14 protein-coding genes are annotated in these 23,733 nt (G+C 60.7%); 6 read left to right on the top strand and 8 right to left on the bottom strand.

Features of this window, described 5'->3' with window-relative positions; all coding sequences use genetic code 11:
* Window positions 1-190 precede the first annotated feature (190 nt).
* Window positions 191-5,671 (top strand): hypothetical protein, encoded by a 5,481-nt coding sequence (locus tag C7S18_RS01080; RefSeq protein ID WP_146151700.1) that lies wholly within the window; start codon window positions 191-193, stop codon window positions 5,669-5,671.
* A gap of 64 nt (window positions 5,672-5,735) precedes the next feature.
* Window positions 5,736-6,143, top strand: a complete 408-nt coding sequence (locus C7S18_RS01075; protein WP_146151699.1) for a hypothetical protein — start codon at window positions 5,736-5,738, stop codon at window positions 6,141-6,143.
* 241 nt (window positions 6,144-6,384) lie between these two features.
* On the opposite strand, the gene C7S18_RS01070 is transcribed toward C7S18_RS01075, so the two are convergent.
* A complete protein-coding gene (locus tag C7S18_RS01070; RefSeq protein WP_106889801.1) occupies window positions 6,385-8,670 on the bottom strand; it encodes a winged helix-turn-helix domain-containing protein in 2,286 nt (761 codons plus the stop codon).
* 350 nt (window positions 8,671-9,020) lie between these two features.
* Window positions 9,021-9,746, bottom strand: coding sequence for a sterol desaturase family protein (locus C7S18_RS01060; RefSeq protein ID WP_106889799.1), 726 nt, complete (start codon window positions 9,744-9,746; stop codon window positions 9,021-9,023).
* Between the two features lie 407 nt (window positions 9,747-10,153).
* Here C7S18_RS01060 and C7S18_RS01055 point away from each other — a divergent pair, with 407 nt between their 5' ends.
* Together C7S18_RS01055 and C7S18_RS01050 are read left to right on the top strand one after the other, a co-directional pair.
* Window positions 10,154-10,531: a hypothetical protein gene (locus C7S18_RS01055; RefSeq protein WP_106889798.1), complete on the top strand. Its 378-nt coding sequence runs from the start codon at window positions 10,154-10,156 to the stop codon at window positions 10,529-10,531.
* Window positions 10,532-10,945: 414 nt separating this feature from the next.
* Window positions 10,946-11,554: an FxLYD domain-containing protein gene (locus tag C7S18_RS01050; protein ID WP_106889797.1), complete on the top strand. Its 609-nt coding sequence runs from the start codon at window positions 10,946-10,948 to the stop codon at window positions 11,552-11,554.
* Between the two features lie 314 nt (window positions 11,555-11,868).
* Here C7S18_RS01050 and C7S18_RS01045 read toward each other — a convergent pair whose 3' ends face one another.
* The 6 genes from C7S18_RS01045 to C7S18_RS01015 form a co-directional block, all read right to left on the bottom strand.
* On the bottom strand, window positions 11,869-12,789 hold the full coding sequence (locus tag C7S18_RS01045) for an FRG domain-containing protein (protein WP_170113039.1): 921 nt from the start codon (window positions 12,787-12,789) through the stop codon (window positions 11,869-11,871).
* A 39-nt stretch (window positions 12,790-12,828) separates the two neighbouring features.
* The gene (locus C7S18_RS01040) at window positions 12,829-14,070 is read right to left on the bottom strand and encodes a 2-oxoacid:ferredoxin oxidoreductase subunit beta (RefSeq protein ID WP_240623957.1); all 1,242 of its coding nucleotides are present in this window, start codon (window positions 14,068-14,070) and stop codon (window positions 12,829-12,831) included.
* Window positions 14,063-15,895: a 2-oxoacid:acceptor oxidoreductase subunit alpha gene (locus C7S18_RS01035; RefSeq protein ID WP_106889794.1), complete on the bottom strand. Its 1,833-nt coding sequence runs from the start codon at window positions 15,893-15,895 to the stop codon at window positions 14,063-14,065. Before C7S18_RS01035 ends, C7S18_RS01040 begins: the two co-directional genes overlap by 8 nt.
* A 343-nt stretch (window positions 15,896-16,238) precedes the next feature.
* Complete coding sequence (locus C7S18_RS01025) at window positions 16,239-18,065, bottom strand: FAD-dependent oxidoreductase (protein ID WP_106889793.1); 1,827 nt, start codon at window positions 18,063-18,065, stop codon at window positions 16,239-16,241.
* Window positions 18,066-18,493: 428 nt separating this feature from the next.
* Complete coding sequence (gene sppA / locus C7S18_RS01020) at window positions 18,494-20,368, bottom strand: signal peptide peptidase SppA (protein WP_106889792.1); 1,875 nt, start codon at window positions 20,366-20,368, stop codon at window positions 18,494-18,496.
* A gap of 20 nt (window positions 20,369-20,388) precedes the next feature.
* Complete coding sequence (locus C7S18_RS01015; RefSeq protein ID WP_240623956.1) at window positions 20,389-21,801, bottom strand: MATE family efflux transporter; 1,413 nt, start codon at window positions 21,799-21,801, stop codon at window positions 20,389-20,391.
* A 150-nt stretch (window positions 21,802-21,951) separates the two neighbouring features.
* On the opposite strand from C7S18_RS01015, the gene C7S18_RS01010 reads away from it, so the two are divergent.
* Entirely contained in the window at window positions 21,952-23,385 is a 1,434-nt protein-coding gene (locus C7S18_RS01010; protein WP_146151697.1) for a DUF3667 domain-containing protein, read from the top strand.
* On the top strand, window positions 23,382-23,699 hold the full coding sequence (locus C7S18_RS01005) for a DUF4286 family protein (protein WP_106889790.1): 318 nt from the start codon (window positions 23,382-23,384) through the stop codon (window positions 23,697-23,699). The genes C7S18_RS01010 and C7S18_RS01005 overlap by 4 nt, the downstream gene beginning before the upstream one ends.
* Window positions 23,700-23,733 lie beyond the last annotated feature (34 nt).

The following is a 23,733-nucleotide window of genomic DNA, read 5'->3' as shown; positions in this document are numbered from 1 at the left end:
TCGCAATGAGTCCTGCCTTCAGCCGCGCGTGCAAAGGCGCGCGGTCTATGCCCCGCCCTGCGGCGCAAAACTTCCATTGAGGTGAACCGTGTTCAAGTTGCAATCTCTGCAAAGACTGATCCCTGGGCAATGGCCCAAGGCAGGCGCCAACGCGTCATCATGGCGGCGCCGACCACAGCAACTGTGGGCCGTGACATTACTACTCGCCAGCATGGTGTCGAGCAGCGTTGCCCAGGCCGGCACCTGCCCGAACGATGTCGTCGCGTTCTGCGCACGCCAGGCGCTCTATGCACTGGAGAACAATCCGGCGCGACCCTTCGAATCCGCTGATGTGGCGCAATGCGTCGCCGAGTTGCCGCCAGGTCAGCACGATCCCGATTCGATCTACCATAGCTATGGCCAGTCGAAGAACTACGGACCGATTTGCGCGGCCGCGCTCTACATTCACGCACCGGCCGCGGCCCAGGGCTGGTGGTCGCAATACTTCGACATTCAGAGCGGCGCTGGCGGCCTGATGAGCAACGAGATTTTCTCGCCGGTGTACGCCGGGCATCAGATTGGCGCGGTGATGATGGTGCGCGCCCGCACACCAGTGTCCGACCCGCTGCATGCCAAAGCCACCCAATGGCTGCGCGCCGTGTGGGGAGCCCTTGCGCTCGTGTCGCACGACTCGACGTTTACCCGGATCGACACGTATCGGCATCCACCCGAAGATGCCCCAACCGGTTCGACGTTCCCCTATATCGAGCAGGATGGCCCACTTGAACTGCGCGCCAACGATGGTTGGGTGACGGTCGCCGCGGCAGGGCCACGCCATAACCGTTACGGCCGGCAAGACGACGGCACCATTAGTTCTCCAGCTTATGCCCACGCGACCCCGATCCACAGCATGTTCTCGGCAGCGCTTGGGCGGGCGCACCATCGGAGTGGCGCGCCCCTGCCGCCTTGGGACGCTGCGTGTTGGACCTCCGGACCGGGCGACTGCTGGATGAAAGCATCGATTGGCTGGGTGCTGTTTGCGAAGAGCCTCGGCTTCACATTCAACAACGCGGGGGAGCTCACCAATGAACAGGTACCCGCAGCGCCGCCCGAAGCATTCGGCCTCAGCGCCAGTGAACGCGCGGCATTGAACACCGCCGTGCAATCGCAACCGACGGCAAATGCGATCAATACCGCCAAAGACTTGGTGGGCAATTATCGACTGTATGCGTCGGGCGCGGGCAATTGCGTGCTGTCGATCTGGCGCTCGGACAGTGAGATCGCGACCTGGATGGGCGGCGATGGCGCGGATCAAGCGCAGCTCGGCCCGTGCCATCCAGCGCGCGGCCCGTTCTCGGCATTCACCTATCGATTCTCGGGCGCCGGCGCTCGCATTGGCGAGGTGATTGCCCCGTCTTCTGAAACTGATGTGCCGAGCAGCTGGCGGTTCAATCGCGATACCGCTGATGGCTTGCTCTGCGCGCGCTCAGGCGCAGGCGATCGCTATTGTTTGGATGGTCCCGACAGCGGCACCCCTATTTTTCACTTGATCTGGGATCAGAACGGGCTGCGCAATGCATCCGGTGGCGGCGGTCAGACCAGCAATTGCCCCAGCAATGCCGAACGCTTGGGATTTGCGGTCGTCGCGCCGACGATCAATCTCGGACATCCTGCAGAAGTATCGTGCCACTGGCCTGATAGCAACCCCTACACGGCGACGATTCGGCTCCGCAATACCGGCACGACCCCCTGGCCGACCGATTCGAACGCAAATCCGTACTACCGATTTGGCGTTCGTGGCGGCAATGGCAACCTCGATCTGCACCCGTTCAGCTGGTCCACACGCAGCATCGCGATTCGGGAGATCGTTGGTGATCACGATGGCCTGATCGAGTGCGGCGAGACCGCCGAGTTCGACTACCCACTGGACCGACTGCCGGGCGACGGCCAGCCGGAACCGCGCGAATATGTGATGCACATGGGTCTGGTCGACGATGGTGACGATGGGGAATGGTTTCCGGATTTGGTGGATGCCTCGATCACCATTCCGGAGTTTGCGGCAAAGGTCGAAGTGTCCGGACTCGGACCGGCACAATGCCACGGCGGCAGTTCCACAGGCGTGTTGACGGTCACTAATGAAGGCACGTCGAATTGGTTGCAGTTCCCGAATCAAGCCCATTTGACGACCAATGTGGCGCCGAGCAACCTTGGTTCGGTGAATCCCTCCCAAGTGGCATTGCACGGCCGAAATGTCGCGTGCGGGCAATCAATCACGATTGGCACCGACGCCCCTTACACGTTCACCACGACGCCAGAGAGTGGTGCTGGTATTGCAACCCTGAATTTTGGCTTGCGGTCCGGGCAAGTGCTACCCGACGGCAACAGCACGGTGGTGACGCTACCGCTTTCCAGCCACCAGATTCCGGTTCAGTGCGACGGGAATTCAATGTGCATGACGAACAGTGACTGCGCCGCTGGTGAGATGTGCGTGGGTGGAAGCTGCGTGGTTCGATCGGGCCCTGCCGCAAATGGCGAACAATGCAGCAGCGACGCAGACTGCTTGAGTGGGCAATGCTGGGCGGCTTACAACACGTGTCAGGCCGCTGACCCAGCCGGCGCGCTGCCAGCGATGCTGACCGTGATCCGGCCCGACTCGGTCATGATCGATGGTCGCGTCAATCAAATCGTTGACGTCCTCGCCAACGACTCCGACCAGCAAGGTCGACCGCTGAAGATCAGCGAAATTTCCGGTTTCAACATTGACGGGATCGCCTGCTCGCAGCCCAAGTTTCAATTGTCTGATGGGTACCTGCTCTTTGACGGCCGTGATCAAGCCGAGTCATGCAGCATGCGCTATCGCGTTGCGGCCACAGACGTGAGTGGCGACGTCGACCTCGGTTGGCAGACCGTCACGATGTTCCGGCCGCAGAGTATCCAACTGCCGGTCATCACCCAGAACCTGCCGTCAACACTGACCGTTGACTTGGGCGCGCCATTCTCGCTGACGGTCTCCGCTCAGAACGGCACGGCGTTCACGTGGCAGGCAGCGGGCCCGGCAGGCAACGTGAGCACGACCGGCAATACGTCGACCTACCAGGTCATCAGCGCGACCGAAGCGCATACTGGCACGTACTCGGTCAAGGTCTGCACGAACCCAGGCGGCACGCACTGCGTGGATTCTGTGACGACCCAGGTGACGGTCCGCGATCCGAACGCCGGTGCGCAGCAGTCGTATTACCCCGCAGCGCCCGATGCCGCAGCCGCAGGCTGGCCAACGGGCACACTGATCCAAGCGGAGCACTACGACCGCGGCGGTCCTGGCGTTGCCTTTTCGGACACCGACTTTGACGAAGACGGCAAGCCCGATACGCAAGTTTGGGACGATGCCGCGCGCCAAACCGATGTGGACGTGAAAAGCCTCACGGACACGGGTGGCAATGCCATCACCGTGGTGCATCGCCTGGAGGGCAACGACTACGTTGAGTACTCCCTCCGCAATACGCAAGTCGTTCCAATCCGGTTGGCACCAGTGATCCGCGCCAGTGGCACGGGCACGCTGGCCGTGTCGCTGTTCGATGACACGACGGCCATTCAAACGCATCTGCTGACACTCAACAACAGCACCGACTTTGTCGAATACGTGGTGCCATTGAGCACGCAAGGTCTTGCCATGACGATCCCGGCTGCGAGCATGCGGATTCTGCGCCTGTCAGCCGGTACTGGCCTGAGCAATGCGCGCATTGATTGGCTGAGCCTCAGAGTCCAGCCGGTCTGCCCGGGCACCGGGATTGGTTGCGATCCACTCATCGTCGATGTGACCAACGGTGATGACGCTCGCGAAGCCGATGAGTTTGATGCGGGCCCCTTGGGCTCCTTCGATCGCGACCCGCGGCAGTATGCCTGCGGGCAACCGCCTTGCGCCGACTCCCCACACTTGCGTTTGGATGCCGATGTCGACCTGCGCCAACACTGGTCTGAGCGCGCACCAGGCGTGAAGCGCAATGTGATCGAGAAGAGTGACGCCGGCGAAGTCCTGGTGTACACGTTCAAGCCCTTGAATGCGACATCGCTCAGAATTCATGGCTACTTCGCCCAAAGCGAGGCCGGCAGCACCTATCGGGTCGAGATCGTGCGCAAGGCCACGGGCACCATCGACATGTCGAACGTCGTTTATCCAGTCGTCAGCGCGACGGGCTTCGATGCAATGGTCTTGATACCCAGCTTTGTTCCGGTCGCCAACACGGAGTACTTGCTCCGCTTCACCGCGCTCCAAGGCGGTGCACGACTCGGCTTGCTGACTTTCGGCTCATCGGCGGTAAGCGCCGTTGATGATGTCGTGACCGTGCCATTCGACACCAACATGAACCTGAGCTACCTGAGCTGGAAGGACAACGATGTTGATCCGGCGAACTGGATCATGAATCAGTTTGGCGCGAATGGCGACCCGAACATTGTCTCGGTCGGTGGCGAGTACGGTGGCCCTGGCGCGAGCGGGCAATTCAACTTGCAAGTGCGCGCGTGTGACGTGCAAGTGACCACGAGTTGCGTGCCACCGAAACAAGTGAGCCTGTTCTACAACTTCAAACGCAGCGCGACCAATCCCTGGGTCTCGAACATCGCCACAGTCACGGTGGTCTTTTCAGCGCCACTGCCACAAACGCTGCATGCGATCCAGGACGAAGTGGTGTTCACCGACTTCAACTCCGTCGTCGTCGGTAGCGGCGCCGCGCGCCGGATTGAATACCCGACCAACTCGCCATTTGTGATCACGGGCAATGACAACTTGAATCCGTACTCGCTGGGCTTTCAGCGAGATTTGCTCTGGGATCCGGACGTGACGCAATTCCCGAGTAGCGACAGCCGCGTCGAGATTCTGGCTACCGGCGAGCCGCCGTATCTTTACCGTTCGCGCCCGCTGAAGTTCGCACTGAAGCAGCACGACGTGACGAGCGTTGATTTCGACTATGCCGTCCGATATGTGGGCAACGGCGCCAACATCCCGTCGAACCGGGCGCCCGTACACGTGACATTCCCTCCTGTGCCACTCGTACCCCGCCCTGATGCGATCACCTTGGTGGCAGGAACGACGGCCTTTGTCCGGCGCAATGACCTTCTGGGCAATGACACGGCCGACGCGAGCCAAGTCAGCAATATCGATCCAATTGCGCTGATCGACAACAACGGCGTGACCGTGCCGGCTGAACCGTTCAATGGCCAGTGGGGTTGGTGGTTGCCGAATGGCAATGCCACGTCATGGTCATATCAGCTGTGCGGCACCGACATTGGCACGCTCGGCAACGGCAATCGGTTCTGCAGCACACAGGTGTTACCAAGCGGCCAGGGCACCGCGTCCGTGACGGCAACGACACTGCCCGTAAGCGTCGCGCCCCAGGCCAACCATGACGCGATCCGGGTCCCGTTCGAGCCCTCGCTGCTGGTGCCCTTCGCGAACCTGCTCGGCAACGACGTGCCAAACACCGGGCTGACGGTCCTGCTGGTTGGCGCACCGGCCAACGTATCGATCGAATCCGGAGGTGTTCGCATCAGTGGTCTCGCGACGCTGCAGACGCAGTTCGCGTTCCAGTACGTCGTCGTCAACCAGTCCGGCGTGCGCGCGCCGACCCCGGCCACGGTCACGCTGAGTAACGACCGCACGCTGAAACAGGCCGCCTGGTTGCGTGCCTTGTGGTGATGCACCTTGCGCCGCGGCAATCCCGCCGCGGCGCACTACATGACAATCTCAAAGGAGAGAAGCAATGAAAGCAACAACGATGTTGAGCAATGCCCTGCTGGCCCTGGCCGGCATCGTGCTGACCCACACCGCGCAGGCAGTCGATTTGAACTGCACGGGCACCTTGGATCGCGTCCAGGTTCGATCAAATGTCGGCAAGGTGTTCATCGGCTACAAGGTGGGCGCCACGCCATCCAGACTGATCGCCATCTGTGATCTGATCACGCCTGGTACAAATGCGGTCATGCCGATCTGCGAGGGGCATCATCGCGATCTCACCGCCGCATTGCTGTCGCGGGCGCAGGTGCAGTTGGTGTTCACCGCAGCCGACGGCCTGACTTGCGAAACGTTTCCCGACTTCCTGAACCTGGTCACGAGCCCGGGCGCCAATACCCCACTGAAATTCGTCAGCGTGCAGGCGCCAACGCCCTAACGAGCGCTTTGCCAGACGAGCGCATTCAGCGTCACCCTGAGTCCGGCAAAGCGAACACCCTGGCGAGAGCCAGGGACCGGACTCAGCGGTCCCGCATCATGCACGCACGTTTCTGACTCTAAGCGAGCATTTTGGCTCGGCATCCCCATCAACGTATCGCGGCACAATTAAAATTGGTTCGCTGCCGCCCGAATCCGTGGCCGGCGAACCGCAACGCCTGGCATGACCCGTGATCTCGCGGTTAGGGCGTCGAATCGCCGCTTCGCGCGGCAAAGAGGTCGACCTGTACGCGTACCGTGCGTTCGAATACGAGCCAGTCGGCATTGGGCGACACGTCAAAATCGCGAATCCCAATGGGCAACTCGGGAAACCGCAGCGTATCGGCACCGGGGCCATCCAGGTCGCGGCAATAGAGGCGTGCCGATTCAGCGGTCTCATCAAGCCAGCACAGTTGATCGCCATGTAGGCTGAACAGCCGATCCGCACTGGGCGCGATGCCCGCAATCGGCTGATGCTGCGCGTCCCCGTTGGCAGCGAGTGTCGAGAGATGCAGACCACCTTGATCATCGGCGTAGACGACACGCTGACCCGAGCCACGCCAGCGACCGACATTGGATGCAATCGGCTGTTCGACGCGATCGGTGCCCAGCCACGCCAGATGGTGTTTGCCGTCTTGCTCGCGCTCCAATACAAATTGGCCCGGCAACAGCTCCTGCGACTGCACGACGCCGTGCATTGACGCCGGACAATCGGGCTCGGCCTGGACCCAATTCAGTCCACAGGCCTCGTATTCACCATGCATGTAACGCGTCGCCGTGAGTTGCCTTGGCGCCAGTGACCAGGCAGGCCGGAGCCATCGCTGGTCAGCCGGTAGCGACACCGCATGCAACTGCGCTGTTTTGCGCTCGATCAGCCACACGGCTTCCAAGCCGCTGCGGTTGGAGCTGAACAATAGCCACTCACCATCCGGCGACACCTTCGGCAGCGCATCGTGGTACTGGCTATCGGTTAGACGCGACGGCGCCGCATCACCGGGCTGCATGGCCCAAAGGTTGATTTGATATTGATGTTGCTCGAACAGCACGGCCCCGGACGGCGCAATGTCCGGCCGCCGCGCGCCACGCGACCCGAGCAGTTTCGGTTCGGTTACGGGGTCAATGCCGACTTGCAACAAGCCGGGAAATTTCAATGCGTTGGAGGAGATCAATAGCGCAGCCCCATCCGGAGACCAGGCGAATCCATGGTGATCATGCGCGCCCGCCAAGACTTGGGTGATGTGACCGTCAGCTGACTGCACCATGATCCGACTCAATGCCGACTGCTGACTCAATTCAAAAGCCAAGCGGCGGCCATCAGGCGCAAGCCTCGGTGATCGCTGCTCCCAGCCAGGCTCAAAGCCGGCCGGCAGGACGTCGGTCCGCTTGCCAGTGAGCAGGTTCTGACGCGACAACCGACCGGGTTGCCCGGGGATCTCGGCAGGTGCCGTGAACAGGATGTCCTCAGCATTTGCGCCAAAGCTCGGACAACTCGGCATCGCCTGGCCATCACAGGCGGCAAGCCGGGTGACGGGGCCATCGGGCAACAGTTTCAGCATGATGCTGCAGTCGGAATCGAGCAGCCGCGTCCAGATGAGATGCTTGCCGTTCGGGGACATCATCGGACAGGCCTCGCGCTGGCCCGCATCAATCAGCACGGTCTTTTCGCGCCGGTCCAGGTCAAAACGCATCACCCGCGAGCGATCGCTGCTTGCCGGAATTTCGACATAGACAAAGGCATGTCCGTCGTCGATCCACCGCGGCATCAACTCGGATTCAGACCCTGCGACTGCGGGCAGGGCTTCGCGCAATCGGTCACTCCATGGCGTACTCGGGTTTTCTGACACACGTGTCAACGTATGCGCGAGCCAAGCACCCGCCGAGATCAGAGCCAACCCAGACAACCCGGCCAAAACAGGCCGCCAACGATGCCCGCGCGCCGGCGCAGCATCGGCCGCAACGGCTGCCGGCATCGTCAATGTGTCGTTGGTTGATTCGGCCCCCGGAACCTCGGCTTGGTGCGGCGGCAAGATCGACTCGCGACCGTGATTGGCACGTCCATTGGTTGAATTGACGGCGTCACCGTCGCCCGTGCCGATCTCGGCGCGCACCGCGCGGCTCACCCGCACTTGCCGAACCGGCGCAACCAACCGATACCCACGCTTAGGTACCGTTGCGATATAGGCATCACCGTCGCTGCTATTGCCAAGCAGCTTGCGCAAGTCAGCAACGATACGGGTCAACACCTCATCCTGGACAAAGTTGCGCGTCCAGACCGAATCGATGATGTCCTGCCGGCTGACACATTCGCCCGCATGCTCAGCCAACAGACACAGCACGGCCAAGTGTTTCGGGGCAACATGCGTCGGCGGTTCGGTGCCACGCTGCATTTCGCCATTATCGGGCGTGACCGTCCAATCGCCGATGATCCAACGTGAAAGCGTCGAACTCGTTTCGATTGCTCCGACTTCCGGTGATTCTTGCGCGTTCATCGCCGCCTTAGCATTCTGGCAAAGTTGGTGACGTTGCCGACCGGCCCCAAAACGCACCAAGCTCAGTACCGTTTTCGGCTCTGGGCCGACGCACCATTAGATGGGCACATTGCCGGTCTGGGGTGCATCGATCGAACTGCATCGTGATACGCACCAGTTTACATCGATTCACAGTCGGAAATGCCGACCAGAGCCTGAACCAGCACGGCGCGATGTCTCAAGGGAAGTCCAGAACCAAGCCAAAACTCAAGCTGGGCGCGCTCATCGCGCCGTGATGACCAAGCCAGGTTTGGCCAACGCGAATGCCGACCCGAACGCCATGACCGAATAGGCGCTTGGAGAAGGCGGTTTCAACCGTTTTCGAGTGATCCCCGCTCGTTGCCAACAACCGCGGCCGCAGCTGGTTCGTCCAGGGCCTCGGGCGGCGCCCACCGCAGGCTGCCAACGAGCCAATCCGTCAGTGGCAACACGAGATTGAAATTGTACTGCTGCATGAAATCGCGCCGATGATGGAGCTCATGCAGGTACGCCATGTGCTTGAGCCAAGGCAGTTTCAGCAACCAATGCTGGCGCGGCAGGTGCTGGCACGCGTGAAAGAACTCGTACATCAGGTAGCCGACCATCAAGGTCGCGCCGAGCAGCGCACCGAATTCAGGACTGAACACCTGGGTACCGAGCCACCATGCTGGCACGCAAACGAATACGCTGAACAGCACAATCAGCCAAGCCGGAAATAGAATCACCCGCCAATCCTGCGCCCCATCGAAGCTCATCCGCCCCGCGACGAAAAAACTATGGTGGTCGCCGGTGTGGCGCTTGTAGAACAAACCGCCGATCAGTCGCTTGTGATGCCCCCACCAGCGGTGAATGACGTATTCGCCGATGTTGAAGATCACCAGACCGAGTGGCAGTGCGAGCCATTCCCAGGACTTTAGCGCTGCCATGTGCAGCGCGAACGCGGCGATCACCGCGATTCCGTACGTGAGCACAAAGCCACCGTGCAGCCAGGCGCTGTAGTGCGGCCAAATTTCGGAACGGTAACGCGAACGGAACGCTTCCACATCGTGAGTGCGCATGGTCGTCCTCCAAGCCTGGAGCTTACCGCGATTTGCGTTGCGGCTGACGCCGGCAATTCGCCGCACGTGACTTCGTCTGATTGAGGACGGACTCATCCGGAACAACGCTGGTCATCGCGTGGCGTTTTCGTGTCGCCCGCTTCGTCGGCATGGGTACGCGTTACGGACTTCCCCGACGACGCTGAACATCTTCGCCTACGGCGACTCCGGATGGATACGAGCGGGACGGCTTGAACGAGTCGATGCTGGTCGTTTGGAGTCACGCCGCGCTCGACACGTGACCCAAGCGGTATCGTAGTTTCTACACCCGCCCCGCTCTGCGTGGATTTCGGTCGCCATCGGCACCTGCCATACGTTTCAGGCATCCGGGGCATTACACTGATGCGCATTGACTGCCGGCCCACACGATGAGCCTGACACCCCACCGAATTCGCTTTGCGCCGAATCTGCCCGCCAGCGTCTGGGCGTGGCCGCCACACATGCCGAGCAAGCGCCGCGTGGCATTCAAGCTCAAAAACCGCAGCACCAAGACGCTCCGACCGGTGACCGTCTCGATCACCTACTTGGATTCGGAAGGCACGCCCATCGCAACCGATCGCCAAAAAGATGATGATCACCTGGATGCTGGCGACGTCCGTCAGATCGTATTTCGCGTTCCCAACAACAAAGCCATCCGGGGTGCGCAGATCTCGATTGAGGCCCATCGCGACCGCAGCATTGAATTGGAACTGATCATGGCGGCGGCTGCTCTGGTGTTTGGCCTGCTGCAGTACTTTCTGTCCTGATCACCAAGAAGCGCTACCGGTAACTTGTGGTAGGGCTTCAGCGCCGAATCAATCTCGCAACAGTGCCCGCCTGTGGCCAGAATGGTTCGCGACTAAAGTCGCTCCTACAACAATCCGCCCACCTTGTTGGAGGGGCTTCAGCCCCAAACCAGTCTTGCGATGCTGCAACACGCGCGCCCCAGTGCTTCGCCCCTTCGCGAAAATCGTGTGCGCGGGTGAATCAATTGCGGCCAATGCCTTGACGTAATGCCGACTCCCCTGCACACACCATCCTTGCGGCGCAATGCGCTTTGCTTATTGCGTCCTACGGACTTGCCCGTTCGCGTGAATGGCGCAGGCTTCGTTGTGCCAATGCTGCGGGCCTCATCATCCGCTATAGAATCGACCTTCCGTCGACCCATCGTGTTGTACTTCATGACCCATAAGCATCCCGAAATTCGTGTCCAGAAACCACTGCCAGCGGGGATTCGGTTCGTTGACGCGCAGTATCGTATTGCTGGAGGCGACGCCGACTATCTGGGCGATGACGAGGCGACCACGGAAGATGACGACGACTACCAACCGGCAGATCGGGTCCATGAGTCAGAGGACGATGAGGCGTTGGAGACCGAAGCGGAAGCGCAAGATGGCGCGCTCTGCCATAGTGTGCTGGTAACGGTGCGCAATACGGGGAAGCAGCCGTTGCCCGAAGTCTCGATGACCGCGGAGGCGTTTGACGCTTCGGGCCGCATTCTGGAATTTGACACCTATTGGCGCAAGGAGCCATTGCCCGCTGGCAAGGAGTGGCGCGAGGAACTCTTTATCAAGGACCCCTCATCCGTCGCGTGGATCGAAGTCAGTGTCGAACACCATGGCACATTGACGCGTCGTAGCTTTAAAGATTGGTTCGTGATTCTACTTGGCGTACTCATTTTGGTGGTCGTCCTGATCGTGATTCAGGGCGATGAGATCAAGAAATTCTTGGAACAACACGGCTATCTCCCAAAGAAGGAGCGGTCGCATGAGAATCGATGGGGACCCTAGTGCAGCCACTTTAGGCGTTCGTTGCTTCGAAACGGCAGAAATCACCGCCGCGTCAGCGGTTGGGAGCGACTACAGCCCCGAATCAATCCCGCGATCAGTAACGAATAGCGCGACGTTGTAGGAGGGGCTTCAGCCCCGAACCAAACTTGCGACGCTGCGACGCGCGAGCCCGAATGTTTCTCCCATTCGCGGCAACCATGAGCGTCGTTGAACCAATGATGCGAGAGGATTTGCCGCAGTTCGCCTTAACTCCTCGCGCGCACCAGCCTTGCGGCGCAATGCGCTTCGCTTATTGCCCCCTACGGGCTACCGGACTATGGAGTGCCGTCCATGCCGTCTCTTGCCTGCCACTCCCAGCGCCTAACGATATCGTCCCGGGCGTTCGGTAGAGTTGGCATCAAGAAGGCTCGCGACACCTGCTTTCTCCAGAGTTTTTTTAGGATTGCTTCGGAAAGCCCCCCTTGAATTCGAAATTCAGCAAGGACAAAGTTGGGCGCGTTTTCCATATAGGTCTCCAGCGTTGCGTTAAGCGCAGGCCACGTCCCATGTTCTAGATAGTGCTTGTTTCCAGTCATGTCACTTGTAAAGAGCCCGCTCTGAGCCCTCATGAAGCTGTTTGTCTCATGAAATGGCTCGACAAGCTGAACCGCGAAGTCATCGCCTCTACCGCGCAGCAAGGCAGAGTTAAGCGCGAAAACAGAGAACGCCTCTCCTTCTGATGCACCAATTGCGGCAAAGTAGAGCGCAACCATCGGGTCGTGAGTCCAGTCCAACAGGCGGGTAGGTATTCCGTAGTGTTGAGCAAACGCTTGGTCCTTCCCAAACACCGCATCTCCAGTTCCGTGAACGGAGTGCATCGCCCAAAATTCAGCGGATTGCTGCGTTGCTGGATTATCTGTTTGTGGATTTAGCCCAAGTCGATCGGCAAACTGAATAAACTCAGTGACGACTTTAATTTCTGCGTAAGTTTGCGCAAACAGCTCGGCCTTCCGCGAGATACTGAAATCACTTGGTTTGATGAACTTTGCCACGCCAGCTTCAATTTTGTCGCAATCTCGTCTCTTGATCGCGGCAATTGCTCTTGCCGGCGGATCGCGCCAAGCCGACGGCAGGAGCTGATACCTATGACTCTCATGCCCTCTGAATACCCAGTCTGATTCGAGACCTCGCCCCCAAAGTTTGGACGTGATGTCCAAGCACGTGAATACGGAATCGAGATCGAAAATCTCACTCACGTAAGTTACTTGCATTTCACTCCCACATTCCACTCAAGATTAGCGCAACCGCTGATTAATCTTCTCCAACGCCGCCCGCCCCGGTGACAACTCCTTCGCCCCCAGCGTATTCAGCGGCATCGCCACCGTATTCAGGTGTTCGTGCAAATCCTTCGCGTTGTTGTCGACATACAGCAACCCCGTCACCACCTCCCCCTTCGCCTGATGCTCGGTGATGTAATTCATCGCGGCAATCTTATTGTGGGGGTCGTAGTCGCGGTGGAGTTTTCTGAGGAGCAGGATGGTGCCGTCGTGTTGTTCGACTTCGATGACTTGGCCTTCGGCGTAGTCGACGACAATTTCTTGCTTGGTGTGGATGAAGTCGATGCGGTTGACGGCTTCGTTGTGTTCGCGGACGTAGTCGTAGCTCTTGGTGCTGCCGGGGTGGTTGTTGAACGCCACGCACGGGCTGACCACATCGATGAACGCGGCGCCGGGGTGGGCGATCGCGGCTTTGATGATCGGTACGAGTTGCTTCTTGTCGCCAGAGAAACCGCGGGCGACGAATGTCGCACCCATTTGCAATGCGAGGCTCACCGTGTCGATCGGCGAATCGGAATTGACGACGCCCTTCTTCGACTTGCTGCCCTGGTCAGCGGTGGCGGAGAACTGGCCTTTGGTCAGGCCGTAAACGCCGTTGTTCTCCAGGATATAGACCATGTTGACGCCGCGACGCATGACGTGGGCGAATTGGCCGATGCCGATCGATGCGGAGTCGCCATCGCCGGAGACGCCGAGATACAGCAGGCTGCGGTTCGCGAGATTCGCGCCGGTCAAGACGCTCGGCATGCGGCCATGCACGGTATTGAAGCCGTGCGAATTGCCGAGGAAGTAATCAGGCGTCTTGGAGCTGCAACCGATACCGGAGAGCTTGGCGACGCGATGTGGTTCGACGTCCATCTCGAACGCGGCCTGGATGATGGCGGCGGAGATCGAATCGTGCCCGCAGCCGGCGCACAGTGTGGACACGCGGCCTTCGTAATCGCGCCGGGTGTAGCACACCTTGTTTTGCGCGAGGCTCGGGTGATGCAGCTTGGGTTTGGCGAGATAGGTCATGGCTGAGTCTCTGGGCTGCGGCGGGTTGGGCGGTCGCGGTGTGGGTATTGGATGGGAGCGTGAGGCAAGTAACCCCCTCCCCGGCCCTCCCCCGCGATCGCGGGGGAGGGAGATTGGCTCCCGCTTCCACGCGAGTGGGAGAGGGCTGGGGAGAGGGCTACTTGCGACGGAACGGCCATCAGCCAACCCCCGCCTTCTGCATCCGCTCCGCAATCGCCTGCGTGATAAAGCGGGCAGTAATTGGCGTACCGTCGTAGTGGAGAATCGACGGCAACTGCTTCGGTGAAAACTCGAGTTCGTTGATCAGCATGCCGCGCAGTTGGGCATCGCGGTTTTGCTCGACGACGAACACCTGGTCATGCGCATTGATGAAATCAACGATTGGCTGTGAGAACGGATACGCGCGGATGCGCATCGCATCGATGTGCAAGTTCATCTCGCGCAGCGCTTCGAGCGCTTCGTCCATCGCAGGGCTCGTTGAACCGAAATACAGCACGCCAAAGCGACTCGGCTTTGCTGCAGCCTTCAGCACGGGCTGCGGCACCAGCGTCTTCGCGGTGTCGAGCTTCTGTAGCAGGCGCTTCATGTTGTACAGATAGTCCGGGCCCTGCTCCGAATACTGCGCATACGCATTGCGCGTCGTCCCGCGGGTGAAGTAGCCGCCCTTGGTCGGGTGCGTGCCGGGATACGTGCGGTACGGAATGCCATCGCCATCGACATCGAGATAGCGGCCGAAGTCTTTGCCGGCTTCCAGCTCTTCAGCGGTCATCACTTTGCCGCGGTCGTACTCGCGACTGTCGTCCCAATCGAACGGCGCGCACAGGCGCTGATTCATGCCGATGTCGAGATCGGTCATGACGAAGATCGGGGTTTGCAGACGATCGGCGAGATCGAGCGCCGCAGCGGCGTGATCGAAGCACTCCTTCGGGTCTTCTGGGAACAACAGGATGTGTTTGGTATCGCCATGCGACGCGTACGCGCAGGACAGAATATCGGCTTGCTGCGTGCGTGTGGGCATGCCGGTGGACGGGCCACCGCGCTGCACATTGATCAGCGTGATCGGGATCTCGGCGAAGTATGCGAGGCCGAGGAATTCGGTCATCAACGACACGCCGGGCCCAGACGTCGTCGTGAACGCGCGGGCGCCGTTCCAGCCCGCGCCGACCACCATTCCGACCGACGCAATCTCGTCTTCGGCCTGCACGATCGCAAAGCGGTTCTTGCCGGTTTCCGGATCGACGCGCAGCTTCTGACAATAGGACTGGAACGCTTCGGCCAGTGAGCTCGACGGGGTGATCGGATACCAGGCACACACGGTGGCCCCACCGTAAACACAACCCAGTGCGGCCGCCGAGTTGCCATCGACAAAGATCCGATCGCCCACGTTGTTGGAACGTTGCACGCGCAGACCAATCGGGCCCAGATGCTGCTTGGCGTAGTCGCGCCCAAGATGCAGCGCCTTGACGTTTGAGTCGAGCAGCTTTTCCTTGCCTTTGTATTGCTCAGAGAACAGCTGTTCGATGACGCTTGGATCGATATCCATCAACGCCGACAGTGCGCCCACGTAGATGATGTTCTTGAACAGCTGGCGTTGCCGTGGGTCGGTATACGTCGCATTGCAGATTTCAGTCAGCGGCATGCCAATGACGGTGATGTCACTCCGGAACTTTGACGCCGGCATCGGCCGCGAGTTGTCGTAGAACAGATAACCGCCGGGTTCGATTTCCTTGATGTCCTGGTTCCACGTCTGCGGGTTCATGGCGACCATCAAATCGACGCCGCCCCGGCGACCCAGCCAGCCTTGTTCGGTCACGCGGATTTCGTACCAGGTCGGCAAGCCTTGGATGTTCGAGGGGAAGATGTTGCGCGGGCTGACGGGCACGCCCATGCGGAGGATGGCTTTGGCGAACAGTTCGTTGGCCGACGCGGAGCCGGAGCCGTTGACGTTCGCGAATTTGACGACGAAGTCGTTCGTGGCTTGGAGTTGGTGAGTTTTCAGTTGCGCGTTCATGCCGCGGCTCCGTGCGGGATCGGGTGGCGTGGTGCTGTGGGAGCGCCTTTAGGCGCGAAAGGGAGCTCGCGGCAAGATCGATTCGGGGCTAAAGCCCCTCCCACAAATGGCGCGGGCGCGGGCATGCGGCAAGATCGATTCGGGGCTAAAGCCCCTCCCACAAATGGCGCGGGCGCGGGCATGCGGCAAGATCGATTCGGGGCTAAAGCCCCTCCCACAAATGGCGCGGGCGCGGGCATGCGGCAAGATCGATTCGGGGCTAAAGCCCCTCCCACAAATGGCGCGGACGCGGGCATGCGGCGAGATTGATTCGGGGCTAAAGCCCCTCCTACCTGACGAGGCCTCATGCCGCCGCTCCCAGCTCAGAATCGCCGCGGCAATGCGGACCGGCCTTGGTGGTTTCAAGCAGGAACTTCTGCATGTCCCACGCGCCGGTTGGGCAGCGCTCGGCGCACAGGCCGCAGTGCAGGCACACATCCTCGTCCTTGACCATGATGCGCCCGGTCTTGACGTGGTCCGACACATACAGTGGCTGCGTCAGATTCAATGCGGGGGCGGTGAGCTTCTTGCGGAGCTCGCCCTCGTCTGCAGTGAACGTGAACGTGATGCAATCCATCGGGCAGATATCGACGCACGCATCGCACTCGATGCAGGCATCTTTGACGAACACCGTCTGCACATCGCAGTTCAGGCACCGCTGGGCTTCCTTGTACGCAGTCGCGCCATCAAACCCGAGCTCGACCTCCACCTTGATACTACTCAGCGTGGTTTCCTTCGGCGCCCACGGCACGACATGGCGCGCGTCGCGCATGATCTCGTTGTCGTAACTCCACTCGTGAATCCCCATCTTCTGCGAACTCATGCGCACCAAGGGTGACGGCCGCACGGTGAGGTCTTCCTGGTGCAGGAACTTGTCGATCGACACGGCAGCATCATGACCATGCGCCACCGCCCAGATGATGTTCTTCGGACCAAACGCCGCGTCACCACCAAAGAACACATTCGGGATACTCGACTGCAATGTGCTCGCGTTCAGTACCGGTAGACCCCATTGGTCGAATTCGAGACCGATGTCGCGCTCGATCCACGGAAACGCGTTTTCCTGACCGACCGCAATCAGCACGTCGTCACATTCGAAGCGCGCATCCGGCTCGCCGGTTGGCACCAGCACGCGCCGGCCTTTGGCATCACGCTCGGCCCGCACGATTTCGAATGTCATCGCGACGAGCTTGCCCTGCTCGTGTACGAAGCTTTTCGGCACGTGGTAGTTGATGATCGGAATGCCTTCGTGGATCGCGTCCTCCTTTTCCCATGGGGACGCCTTCATCTCATCGAACCCAGATCGGACGATGACTTTGACGTCCTCGCCGCCCAAACGGCGGGCGGAACGACAGCAGTCCATCGCCGTATTGCCACCACCCAGCACGATCACGCGCTTGCCGATCTTCTCGATGTGCTGGAACGACACCGACGCGAGCCAATCGATACCGAGATGAATGTTCGCCGCGGCTTCCTGGCGCCCGGGTAAATCCAGATCACGACCGCGCGGCGCACCGGTACCCACGAACACGGCGTCGTAGCCTTCGGTCAGCAAATGCTTCAATGAGTCGATCCGGGTGTTGCCGCGAAATTCCACGCCCAGATCCAGGATGAACTGGCATTCCTGGTCGATCACCGATTCCGGCAGACGAAAGCGCGGCACCTGGGTGCGCATAAAGCCGCCGGGTTTCGGGTCGCCGTCGAAAACGGTCACCGCGTAGCCTTGCGCAGCCAGATCGCGCGCCACGGTCATCGCTGCCGGACCGGCACCAACACACGCGACCTTTTTGCCATTGCGCGGTTTTGGCTTGGGCATCAATGCCTGAATGTCGTCGCCCTTGTTGTCGGCGGCCACGCGCTTCAGGCGGCAAATGGCCACCGGCTCGGGTTTGGCGGCATTGCTCTCCTCCACCCGCCCGCGCCGGCATGCCGGCTCGCAGGGCCGATCGCAAGTTCGTCCCAAAATGCCCGGGAAGACGTTGGAGTACCAGTTGACCATGTAAGCCGCATCGAAGCGGCCAGCAGCGATCAGACGGATGTATTCAGGCACGGGGGTGTGCGCGGGACACGCCCACTGACAATCCACGACCTGGTGAAAGTAATCCGGATTCTTGATGTCGGTAGGACGCATGCGACAGCCTCGGGAATAGGACAAGACGATCAATCAGCTTCTCGCCCGAGCATAGCCCGCGGGGAAATGCGCTAGCAATGGCAATCCGGGATCATGATATCGGCTGCTGGGTTGCAGCATGGGGTTTGGATCGTGACGCGACGGGCACTGGTCGGCAGATTGAAGCGCACCCCGGATCAAGTCCGGGGTGACGACTTCGGTGAGTCTGAGGCGAGCGTAATGCGTGCGTTCGAGCCGTCACCCAGCCATTTGTCGGCCCGGACGTTCCCCTTGCGATTCGTCAGCCCAGACTGTTCCCCCACGACTCGTCAGCCCGGACTTGATCCGGGCTGAGGTTCAATCGCGCGACAATCCCCCAGAAACGCACAAGGCGCACCGAAGTGCGCCTTGGCGAGTATCCCGATGCGCCGGGACGATGAACCAACCACTCAGCGCGCGCCGCAGTCGCAATGCGCCTGCACGCTGAACGGCAAGCCAGCGTGGCGGGCCTGTATCAAGCGCTCCAGGCGCTCCAGCTCGGCTTGCTGCGGACTGTTCTTGGCGAGAAACGGCAGCAGCATGCTGCGGGCGTTCATGGCTTTGGCCAGGCGCGAGCCGCCCATGTCGACCATGATCTGCTCGAACGGGCTCAGCGACTTCTCTTCGTACTGAATCTGGTAGTCCTTGCCCAGCTTGGCCAGCTTGGCGGCATGGGCGACTGCGGCGTCAAAACCGCCCAGCTCATCAACCAGACCAAACTCCAGTGCCTGGGCGCCTGACCACACGCGACCGCGGGCAATCTGGTCGATTTCTTCCGGGGTTTTGCCGCGTGCTTCAGCCACCTTGCCAATGAAGTCGGCGTAACCTTTGTTGATGACGGTCTGAATCAGATCGCCGACACGCGGGTCGAGCGGACGGGTCGGGTCGAACGCGCCGGCGAGCCACGTCGTGCCCACGCCATCCGTATTCAGGCCGATTTTCTGCATGGCCTGGGGCACGTTGAAAAAGAGACCATAGATGCCGATCGAGCCCGTGATCGTGCTGTCGTCGGCAAAAATCCGATCGGCGTTCATCGAGATCCAGTAACCGCCAGACGCGGCCAGATTGCCCATCGAGACCACCACCGGCTTGCCAGCCGCCTTGGTCATCTCGACTTCATGCCGAATCAATTCGGACGGGAACACGCCGCCACCCGGCGAATTCACGCGCAAGACCAACGCCTTGACGTTCTCGTCTTCGCGGGCCTGGCGGATCAGCGCGCTCGTCGCATCGCCACCCACCGTGCCATTCGATGCATTGCCGTCCACGATCTCGCCCTCGGCCACCACCACGGCGATCTGCTTGTCACCGGGGAACGTCGGCATCGCGTTCTGCAGATGGAGATAGTCGTTCATGGCAATCTGCTGGAAGCTGTGGCCCTCGTCATCCTTGACGCCACGCTCCATCAGCAGCGCTTCGACCTCGTCGCGGGTTTTCAGTTCGTCAACGAGCTTCTGCGCCAACGCGAGCTGGCCCAGGTTGCCATGATGTTCATTGAGGAGCGCCGGCAAATTGTCGATATCGGCCTTCAGCTCGTCTGCCGTCACGCCGCGCGCATCGGCGAGCTCGGTCAGGTAGCGATTCCAGAGATCGTTCATCCAATGCTGATCGGCTGCCTCGGCTTCAGGCGATGCGTCAGAGCGGATGTACGGCTCACCGGCCGACTTGTATTCGCCGACGCGGAACAGGTGCGGCTCGATGCCGAATTTTTCGAACGCATCCTTGAAATAAGTGCGATAGCGGCCAAGGCCTTCCAGCAACACCGCGCCGTCGGGATGCAGATACACCTCGTCGGCCTGGGCCGCCAAAAGCAGCATGCGCTGATCCATATTGTCGGCGTAGGCAATCAGCTGCTTCTTGCTCTTCTTGAACTTGCGGAATGCCGCGGCCAGCTCGCGCGCACTGACGGCGCCCACCGAGCTGATGTCATGCGGCACGAACAACACGCGCTCGATGTTCCGGTCGGTGGCGGCCGCTTCAAGTGCCTGCTTGATGTCGCGAACGCGGGTCTCTTTGGCGGGTTCGCCCAGCGCCTCACCCAGCGCGCGATCAAATGGCGCCGCCGAGAACTGCTCGACGATCGCGCCTTCCGGCGCAATCACCAGCACGCTGCGCGCTTTCAGCGGATTCCCGCCGCCGCTCAGCAAAACCAGCACGAAGATGAACGCGAACAGGAGAAAAATCATGTTGAACACGAATCGTCGGGAAAAATCGACGAGCGTCCAGATGGCTTTCACAAATCCGAGAAAGCCACCCGTTTTGGGTGCAGGCGCAGCATTGGTCATGGTGGGTCAGCAGTCGACAGTCAATGAAAGGATGAAACCGGATTGGAATCGTCACCATGCCAACGATGGGGTTGGCGAAGCACGATCACAAGTCGCCACAGCAACAGCAGCGCGGCAGCGCTCAAACCCGCGCACAGACCGTACCATAAGCCCGGCGCGCCCCGCGTGAGCGAAAAGGCACAGTACCAACCAGCACCCATGCCGATTGGCCAGTAGGCGACAAAAGTAATCAAAGCAGGAACTTGCACGTCCTTCAATGCACGCAGACAGGAAGCCGTTAGCACCTGGATGCCGTCGGAGAATTGGAAGATGCCCGCCAAAGCCAGCAGTTTTGCGGCCAGAACGGCAATCTCGGTGTTGTTGGTATAGAGCGCGGCAATGGCACCCGGAAACAGCATCAGGCTGCCGGCCGACAGAATCTGCGTCATTAACGCAAACTGGATGCCGATTTTGGCGCGAAGCCGCACGCGCGGGACATCGTTTGCGCCGGCGGCCTGCCCGACAAACACGGTGGTCGCAAGGCCCAGTCCGAGCGGCACCATAAACGTGACCGACGCCACGTTGATCGCAATCTGATGCGCCGCCACCGCCGTTGGGCCCATGCTGCCAATCAGGAGCGCCGACGCGACAAACAAGCCGCCCTCCATCAGCAGCATCATTGCCATCGGCGCGCCGAGCTTTAGCAATGGAGCGATCGCCGACCATTCTGGCCACGCGAAGTAGGCGAACGGCCGCAGCCCCTTGTAGCGCGGACTCCAGGCAATGTACGCGGCAAGGCCGAGACACTGCAGCCACGTGGTGACGGCCAGCGCGATTCCCGAACCTTGCGGCCCGAGTTCCGGGAGCCCCAAGCGGCCAAATACCAGCGCCCAACCCAACACCGACAACACTGCGAGACCACACAGGCTCAGCACCAAAGTCGGCCGGGTCAGACCCAAGGCCTCGCTGAAGAACCGGAAACAGAACGTCAGAACCAGTGCCGGCGCCCCAATGGCGGCGGCGCGAAGGAACTTGAGCGTGTCGGGAATCAGTGCGGCGTCAACCTTTAGTAGCCGCAACAGAGGCTCGCCGAACCATAATCCGACCATCAGCGCGAGCCCAAGGCCGAGCCCCATCCAGAACGCCTGGGTCATCGTCCGGGCGATCTCGTCACGGCGCCCAGCTCCGACTAATTGACTGACGGTCGGCGTGACCGCGAGCATCAAGCCCACCCCCAGGATAATGACGATCGACCACATGGCGCTGCCCAGGCCAACGACGGCCAGCGTGTGCGCCGAGTGCGCGCCCGCAATCAGTGTGTCGACCACATTCATCGACATAGCCGCCAGCTGTCCGCCCACCAGGGGCAGCGCAAGGTCGATCAGCGCGCGACGTTCGGCGCGCACATTGAGTTCGGATTCTGGGCGAGGCATCGAACCAGCATAACGGGGCATTGCTGGGCGCTCAATGAATCCCCCACGCACGTGACTTTCGATACGGCCGGGCCAACGGGATGCGTGAATGGCCGCGTTTGGGACCTGCCTGGCGGCTGGATCAGTCCATCAGCGCTTGCCCGGCAACGCGAAAGCCATGAAGATCGCCCCATGAACGACGTCGCGCCCAACCCGGAACCCGCATCCAGCACATCGATTGCTGCTGGGCCCGAAGCCAATCCCGCCACCGCAGCGGTGGCGACCGCGCCATCGCCGGCACCTGGCCCGCTGTGTCTGAACTGCCGCTCGCCACTGCTCGGCGAGTTCTGCTACGAATGCGGGCAGCCGCGCAAAGGTTGGATTCGCCACATTAGTGGCATTGTGGGCGACTTTCTGGACAGCGTCCTGAACTTCGATTCGCGGACGCTGCGCACGCTCGGTCCCCTGTTTCTCCGGCCGGGCCACTTGACGACCGAGTACTTCGCCGGCCGGCGTGTGCGCTATGTGACACCGCTCCGACTCTATTTCTTCCTCAGCGTGGTCGCGTTCATGCTGGTTGCCTGGAACAATGATGGGGCTCCGGGCAACAGCTTCATCCAATTCGACAACGAAGCGGACGGCGTTGATTCCGGCAAGCCCAAATCGATCGACGATGTCGACACGGCTGAACGCACGGCGCTAGCCGGGTTGGCAGCCGCCAAGGCATTCATGCCCGCCGCCGAGTACCAAAAAGCGGTCGAGGAGATCAGGGCTGAATTTGCGCTTGAGCGGAAAAAGGCGAAAGCGAAAGCCGCCATCGCCGCCGAAGCGGAGGCTGCGAAGACGAAGGCCGGCGCGGAACCGTCTGCCGGTGACCAAGCCCTTGCCGAAGTCGCCGGCATGCTGCCCGAGCCGGGTGAAGACGAAGCCGATACAGGGCCCATTGTCACGTTCAGCTCGAAACCACCGGCGCCCAAAGCTGCTGACTCCGAACCACGCGTGGGTTTGTTTGGGGCGCCAGCAAACACCAAGGCCGTTACGCCCGACAATCCGAACCCGCATGACATTATGCTCATGGACGGCTCGCCCTGGCACCCGACCAAGAATCCCGTGCACATCTCGTGGCTCGGTGACATGGGCAATGCTTGGTTGAACGACAAAGTCGCCGCCGGCATCCGGAATGTCGAGGTGGTCAACCGCGAGCCACAAAAGTACGTCAAGGAGATCTTTGCCGAAGCCCCTACGGTGCTTGCGCTGATGCTGCCGTTTTTCGCACTGTTGCTCAAAGTGTTCTACGTGTTCAAGCGCCGGCTTTATATGGAGCACTTGATTGTGGCGCTGCACAGTCACAGCTTCATCTGCCTGTCGATCTGCGTGATTGCGTTGATGATCAAGCTCGGCGATTGGACCGCCACGACAGCGCCCTGGATCGGCAACCTGACCGGCTTGTTTGCCGGTATCACGTGGCTCTGGATTCCGATTTATCTGCTGATGTCGCAGAAGCGCATCTATGGCCAGGGTTGGATCATGACGCTGGTGAAGTTCAGCCTGATCTCCTGGTGCTACCTGTTCATGCTGATTTTTGGACTCGTCGCGTTGGTGCTGTCGAGTCTGGTGAACCTATGATCGTCTACGAAGTGCGCGTCGTGATTGAGCCTGAGATCGAACCCGCGTATCGCGCCTGGCTCACCCCCCATATTCAGGAGATCATCAACCTGCCCGGGTTCACGGGTGCGGATCTCTACACGGAAGCAGATCCAAGCGGCAACCCGTGCTTTGTCATGCACTACCACGCGCAAAATCAGGAGTCGCTGGATCGCTATTTTGCCGAGCATGCACCGCGCCTTCGGGCTGATGGCATCGCGCATTTTGGCAATCGCTTCTCGGCCACCAGACGGGTGCTGACGGGCTTGGCACGTTTCGCAACGTCTCGAGCGTGATCGGCGTTCGGTTGCCGCGTCTCGGCGCATCGCC

The sequence above is a fragment of the Ahniella affigens genome (genome assembly GCF_003015185.1).
Classification (GTDB): domain Bacteria; phylum Pseudomonadota; class Gammaproteobacteria; order Xanthomonadales; family Ahniellaceae; genus Ahniella; species Ahniella affigens.
This window is presented reverse-complemented; position numbering and strand designations above follow the sequence as displayed.